This window comes from Escherichia albertii NBRC 107761 = DSM 17582 (genome assembly GCF_000759775.1).
In the GTDB taxonomy this organism is placed as follows: domain Bacteria; phylum Pseudomonadota; class Gammaproteobacteria; order Enterobacterales; family Enterobacteriaceae; genus Escherichia; species Escherichia albertii.
The window spans coordinates 1-6,037 of sequence record NZ_BBMY01000184.1 but is presented as its reverse complement, the minus strand read 5'-3'; the positions used below and the strand labels follow the sequence as shown (position 1 = coordinate 6,037).

Below are 6,037 nucleotides of genomic sequence, written 5' to 3'. Positions count from 1 at the left end.
CACCGTCGTATTGGTAGCGTTACCCGTAGCCTTAACGGTCAATAAACCTGAATTTTCCAGCACAACTGAATCTGCGTGCCCTGCGTTAACAGAAAATGATTTACCATTACTGTTTTTACCGCTGATGGAGCTATTCGTCGACGTAATCAGCGCTCCCCCAGATTTTTGGTCAACATCATTCGCTATCGCACCATCATAGACCTCCAGCACACCGCCGCTACTAATAGTGGTATTTAAAGCTTTTCCTCCGGTTTTAACCAGTTGTTTTCCCCCATTATTAATAACTGTTATATCTGCGATTGCACCATTATTAACATACTGCGTACCATAGATATTTGTATTACTTGCAGTACCATATATCTCTTGTTCTCCTCCCTGGTGAATTGTTGTATTTATTGCCGTCCCTCTCTCTCTGACAATCTGTTTTCCATTATAAATATACGTATTTGTAGCTTTCCCTCCCCGGTCTATATTTTGAGTTCCGCTGTGTATATATGTATCGTCCGCGATACCCCCATCAATATATTGTGCACCACCATATATATGAGTAGTTAGTGCTTCTCCACCATCATGTATTTCCTGCACCCCGTTTGAATTAATTATTGTATCAACAGCTTTGCTACCAGTTTCCCGAACATCTTGCACTCCACCTGCATTAATCGTCGTTTTCTCAGCACTACTCTCTCTGAATACTGACTGCATTCCACCGTTTTGAATTGTCGTATCATAAGCCGTTGAGAATTCCAGAGTCTGTTTTCCACCATTTATGTCTGTCTTTTCTGCTCTCCCGTTACCATATACTTTTTGCTCACCAGCAGAATTAATGTGAGTATTTGTTACAACGCTACCCGTATTTCCTACAATTTGTGTGCCTCCGCGATTTATGGTCGTATTATCAATACTAACATTGTCACCACCAAACTCTACACGCTGTGTCCCGCCATTCTCAATGATAGTTCCATATACCTCTCCCTCCTGCCGTACAATCTGTTCTCCTCCTTGCAGAATACTCCCAATAGCGGCACCGCCTTCAACATATTGAATACCGCTACTATAAATAATGTTATTCGTCGTAGTTCCCCCCGGACGAACAGTCTGTTGACCCGTAACGAACTCATCACTGACTGAATCATAGACGTATTGGGTATATGCTCTTCCCTGCACCGAATATATCAACGAGGATATTAACAAAGAAAGAAGAGTGCGGCGAAAAATATACGGTCTGTTCCTGTTCATAAATTTCATCCTCTGAAAAGTGAATACTAAATGACGTTAAAGAGATCTTCACTCCGGCTGTAGCATCAGCCCGCGGGAAACAGACCAAGGGATTCATCCTGAAGAGACAGCGCTAACGTATTGTGTTCACTACAACTGGCAGACATCATGATGAAATGATGATATTCCATATCTTAAAGCGTTTTTTAAGCGTAATGTTTGTCTGGTAGATGAAATAAATGGCAAACTAAAAATCTGAACAGTTTCAACAATACAGATGAGCAATTTCCTTTATATAATATATATTTCCCCTAAAATTATCTTACATCATCGTTTCTGATGAATATCACCAATTTACACATCAATCACATAACTATCTTTATAAATTTCCACTCGTGCAACCACACTTTAACAGGCAACAACGGAACTCAAAAAAAATCCAACATTCAATAGGTTAATAAATATTTAAGACTTATCTTATTTCATGAAAAACAATGAATCCTATCATCACCCGCACGCTCCTTTTGAATTATCTGAATAACAGCGAGCGTTCTTTAGTTAAGCAGATCTTAATTGAAGATGAAACTATTGTGTGTGCAACTGACTTAATACCGGACAACTAAGGTGAAGAAAAAAGCACTCGCCTTCGGGCTTATCTCAATATTGTTCTGCTCCGCGCCAGCAATGGCGGATATGAATCGCACCACGAAAGGTGCTCTGTTGGGAGCTGGCGTTGGTTTACTGACTGGCAATGGTGTTAATGGCGTACTGAAAGGTGCAGCTGTAGGCGCAGGCGTTGGTGCGGTAACAGAAAAAGGCCGGGATGGTAAAAATGCCCGTAAAGGCGCAAAAGTCGGCGCCGCCGTTGGTGCAGTCACTGGCGTTCTGACCGGCAATGGCCTTGAAGGGGCTATCAAAGGTGCCGTGATTGGCGGTACGGGCGGTGCTATCCTGGGTAAAATGAAATAAGGAATGATGATGAAAAAATTTGCATTACTGGCTGGTCTTTTTGTTTTTGCGCCGATGAGCTGGGCACAGGACTACAACATTAAAAATGGTTTACCAGCAGAAACTTATATCACCTGTGCTGAAGCCAATGAAATGGCTAAAACTGACAGCGCACACGTTGCGGATATCGTTGCGGTGATGGGTAACGCCAGTGTCGCCAGCCGCGATTTAAAAATCGAACAATCTCCGGAATTGAGTGCAAAAGTAGTAGAGAAGCTGAATCAGACTTGTGCTAAAGATCCGCAGATGCTGTTAATCACTGCAATTGATGACACTATGCGTGCCATTGGCAAAAAATAATCGTTGATACAGTACCGCGCCGATATATTCGGCGCGGTGTTTTTATATAGATATGGACTTCATCACCTGTTCAACTAAAAATACTTATGCAATAAATATGCGTAATGTAGCATTGCTCTCGTCAACCAGCCCTTCACCACAATACGCAAAGTCGTTTAACCAACATTAAAAACAATACTTCCCGTCATATAGAGTAGCAGCATAAAAGAAAGGTTAATGCTGATCCCTGTGACTAACGAACTTTCCTCTTACTCGATTAACCAGATTTATCGCCAGCCAGATAAGCGCATTGATTAAATTTATGGTAACAAGCACTTCTCCTAACCAGGTACTGGGTTTTGCGACAAGGATAACCAGAAGAGTGAGTAGCATAAATGCAATTGAGAATATGATATACAGAGTGAAATAATCCAGGTTATTACTATTGTTCATGCGACTACTGTTGATCCCGTCTAAAATTTCAGACAATTATAGCAAACAAAATAATGAACAATAGTAACAAGAAGCAACGGGCTTATTATCTGCCTATAATTGCACCAGTCGTAAATTTGTTGAGTATTTTTTAGCCACACACTGCTATAACCATAGATGAAACCAACGCTTCGCAGTATCCCTTCCCGATCGTTTATTCTTGGTTGATAAAAAGATGCTATTTAACCATTATGAATAGCCCGCTGATAGTCCTCTTCAGACGATACGCAATAGCCTTAGCTCTGCATAGCTAAAAAAGAATATTCAAAACACCAAATGATACTGTTGATATACCTACCATAATTGATGGTTTTTCGTTAGATGTCTTCTACCAGAATTTATAATATCACCACAATAGAGCAGAGAAAAACACCAACATTATAACGTTATTAAAATACATAAACCATACAAAACACAATAATTAGATAATTCAACTGCATTAGAGACACAACATTACGACAATAATTCAAACTTAAACACATTATAAACAGTAGAATAGTATGTAATTGACTCGTTGGATTAGACATGAAAAATATACATTTGATCATTAAACACGATTGAATGGAGTCTTTTTTATGCGAATGAAACTTCTTGGAATAGTTCTGACCGCTCCTGTTGCGCTCAGCTCTTTTGCTTCTACCGGGGCTATATCATTTACTCCTGGCAACATAAGTACAGACATTAGCCTTGGAACTCTAAGCGGAAAAACAAAAGAACGGGTCTATAATCCAGACGAAGGTGGGCGGAAAGTCAGCCAACTCGACTGGAAATTCAGTAACGCTGCAATTATTAAAGGTGCAATTAATTGGGATCTGATGCCATGGTTATCCCTTGGTGCTAATGGATGGAGCACCATTGATAGCCGCAGTTCTAATATGGTTGATAAAGACTGGTTGGATCCTCATAACGTCGGAACATGGACGGACGAAAGCAAACATCCAAATACTCGTCTAAACTATGCTAATGAATTCGACTTAAATATCAAAGGCTGGATCTTAAATGAGCCAGAATATCAACTCGGCGTTATGGCTGGTTATCAGGAGAGTCGCTATAGCTTTAATGCTACAGGGGGCACATACATTTATAGCGAGAACGGCGGTTTCCGTAACGAAATGGGGTCATTCCCTGATGGCGAAAGAGGAATAGGATACAAACAGCGCTTTAAAATGCCTTATATCGGCTTTATCGGTAGCTATCGTTATGATAGCTTCGAATTTGGCGGTTCATTTAAGTATAGTGGATGGGTCGAAGCCAGTGATAACGACGAGCACTATGCTCGCGCAATTACATTTCGCAGCAAAGTTAAAAACCAGAATTATTATTCCATTGCAGCGAATGCTGGTTACTATGTAACTCCACATGCAAAAGTATTTGTAGAAGGCTCATGGAATCGCATCACCAACAAGAAAGGCGATACAGCGGTATATGACAAAAATACCGGTGCCTCCGACTATAGCAAGAATATTGCGGGAATTGAAAATTACAACTTTATGACCACAGTAGGACTCAAATATACTTTTTAAATATATTAGTTCTGACTTAGTCAGGCACGGCTTACACAATAGGCGAATGTGCAATGATAATCAACTTTGTACAAGTTACAAAGTTGATTATCCCTAATATCATCAGATATGAAATGATGTTAATCAATATTATTACAATTAACACACAAAATACAAGTAACTTACAGAAGTCGTAAAATGGATATTACCGAGTTTCGCTCTGGAGTAATTGAATACATTAAATGAAAAGATATTCAACGACGATGCCAACTTACAAAAAAATACAGTATAACAAAAAACAGTAGCTGACTTGTAGTATCAACTGGCGAACCTCTTGATAAAGGAGCAAATGTATACCCCGACATATCATTTTCTTTAAGATTGGGCGAGCCGTTCATCATTACACATCCAGAATCAGTCAGACTGAATGTTGACATACCCCCATAAAAAGCAATAATGCTGAACATATTTTTATATAGTAAAACGAGTCCACCTCAAAGCTTCAACCTGATATTCTCCTCCTATCACAGGATAAACTTGTCTGTAAAAATCAAACTCTCCCCTCTCATTACTAATATCAATCAATTGAGTGCAACAGTCCTCTACAATAAAATTTTCTGCTGACGGAACCAAAATAAAAGCTTCTGGATTTTCATTGGGAAAGGTGTTAGCAAGAACACTTTGAATATCCCTCTCCAGCAAAATCTCCTGAGTATTAGCGTAAAGCGCTGGCGTAAACTCATCGATGAAATTCTCACTATCTCTTGGGCGCATATGTATCATTGAATACTGCTGACCTCCAGATTCTGATAATCCATGGCGAACGATGAGAACACTACATCCGCTTTGCTGATTGGTTAGCCATAACGGTGAACTTTGCTGGACAGTTTGAGTAATATCATTTCGTCGGATACTTAAACACTGGTTGCTCAGGCTTATAACTGCGGGCGCATCAAAACGTTCCGGAGCATCAGTATCACGAATACCTGTAAACAGAATATGATCACTATTGGCCATATCTACTTCCGTCTCTTTTAATCTTAACCCCCCCTCCTCTCTTATAATATCAACTTTGATAAAAGAGGTATCACCATGATGGGCATAACACTGCGGATTAAGAATTAGGTTCTCTTCCAGAAATTTTACAGGGTTGCTACGCATTTCAGTCACTACACACTGAAACTCTGAGCGATGTGATATCAAAGGGTATCCAGTATTTTGTGATATAACATTACTTACTTCCATAATTTTCCATCCATTCCCAGGAAGATAGTTCTTGTATTATCTTTGTTTATCAAACACAGACACTTCATTATTTCTTTTATGTCTATGACGTTTTTATGTAATTTATTAACAATCAATGCCAATTTATATAAAAACATTTAGTCATCTTTTGCAACAAAAATTTTTCCTATTTGAGTCAAAAATACATTCATCATATTTTACAGTCATTGATGTTATTATTGACTTTCGCATCAGCGGGTGAGATGAGCCCTCACCAGATAAACGAGGAAAATACATTAGAATAAAATAAGCAGCAT

Annotated in this window: 8 protein-coding genes and 2 pseudogenes; 5 read left to right on the top strand and 5 right to left on the bottom strand. The window is 39.3% G+C overall.

Annotated elements, in window-relative coordinates; translation table 11 throughout:
- On the bottom strand, window positions 1–1,236 hold a 1,236-nt coding region (locus EA14781_RS21565; protein ID WP_042336246.1), incomplete at its 3' end, for an AIDA repeat-containing protein.
- A 65-nt stretch (window positions 1,237–1,301) separates the two neighbouring features.
- Window positions 1,302–1,406 (bottom strand): hypothetical protein, encoded by a 105-nt coding sequence (locus EA14781_RS25925; protein WP_000455703.1) that lies wholly within the window; start codon window positions 1,404–1,406, stop codon window positions 1,302–1,304.
- Between the two features lie 297 nt (window positions 1,407–1,703).
- Here EA14781_RS25925 and EA14781_RS21560 point away from each other — a divergent pair.
- From EA14781_RS21560 to EA14781_RS21550, 3 genes and pseudogenes are all read left to right on the top strand, one after another.
- Window positions 1,704–1,838 (top strand): annotated as a pseudogene (locus tag EA14781_RS21560) (hypothetical protein); the annotation flags it as partial.
- 1 nt (window position 1,839) lies between these two features.
- The gene (locus tag EA14781_RS21555; RefSeq protein WP_000725791.1) at window positions 1,840–2,184 is read left to right on the top strand and encodes a YMGG-like glycine zipper-containing protein; all 345 of its coding nucleotides are present in this window, start codon (window positions 1,840–1,842) and stop codon (window positions 2,182–2,184) included.
- A 3-nt stretch (window positions 2,185–2,187) separates the two neighbouring features.
- Window positions 2,188–2,523, top strand: coding sequence for a YmgD family protein (locus EA14781_RS21550; RefSeq protein WP_000979973.1), 336 nt, complete (start codon window positions 2,188–2,190; stop codon window positions 2,521–2,523).
- 213 nt (window positions 2,524–2,736) lie between these two features.
- Here EA14781_RS21550 and ymgF read toward each other — a convergent pair whose 3' ends face one another.
- Window positions 2,737–2,955 (bottom strand): cell division-associated protein YmgF, encoded by a 219-nt coding sequence (ymgF, locus tag EA14781_RS21545; protein ID WP_001065864.1) that lies wholly within the window; start codon window positions 2,953–2,955, stop codon window positions 2,737–2,739.
- Window positions 2,956–3,569: 614 nt separating this feature from the next.
- Between ymgF and EA14781_RS21540 the strand changes: the two genes are divergently transcribed.
- Window positions 3,570–4,517 (top strand): omptin family outer membrane protease, encoded by a 948-nt coding sequence (locus EA14781_RS21540; protein WP_001242397.1) that lies wholly within the window; start codon window positions 3,570–3,572, stop codon window positions 4,515–4,517.
- A 211-nt stretch (window positions 4,518–4,728) separates the two neighbouring features.
- A pseudogene (locus EA14781_RS26215) lies at window positions 4,729–4,943 on the top strand (secretion protein EspJ); the annotation flags it as partial.
- Between the two features lie 24 nt (window positions 4,944–4,967).
- On the opposite strand, the gene EA14781_RS24550 reads toward EA14781_RS26215, so the two are convergent.
- The gene (locus tag EA14781_RS24550; protein WP_000453969.1) at window positions 4,968–5,741 is read right to left on the bottom strand and encodes a hypothetical protein; all 774 of its coding nucleotides are present in this window, start codon (window positions 5,739–5,741) and stop codon (window positions 4,968–4,970) included.
- 141 nt (window positions 5,742–5,882) lie between these two features.
- Window positions 5,883–6,017, bottom strand: coding sequence for a T3SS effector NleG family protein (locus EA14781_RS25075; protein WP_123058249.1), 135 nt, complete (start codon window positions 6,015–6,017; stop codon window positions 5,883–5,885).
- Window positions 6,018–6,037: the final 20 nt, after the last annotated feature.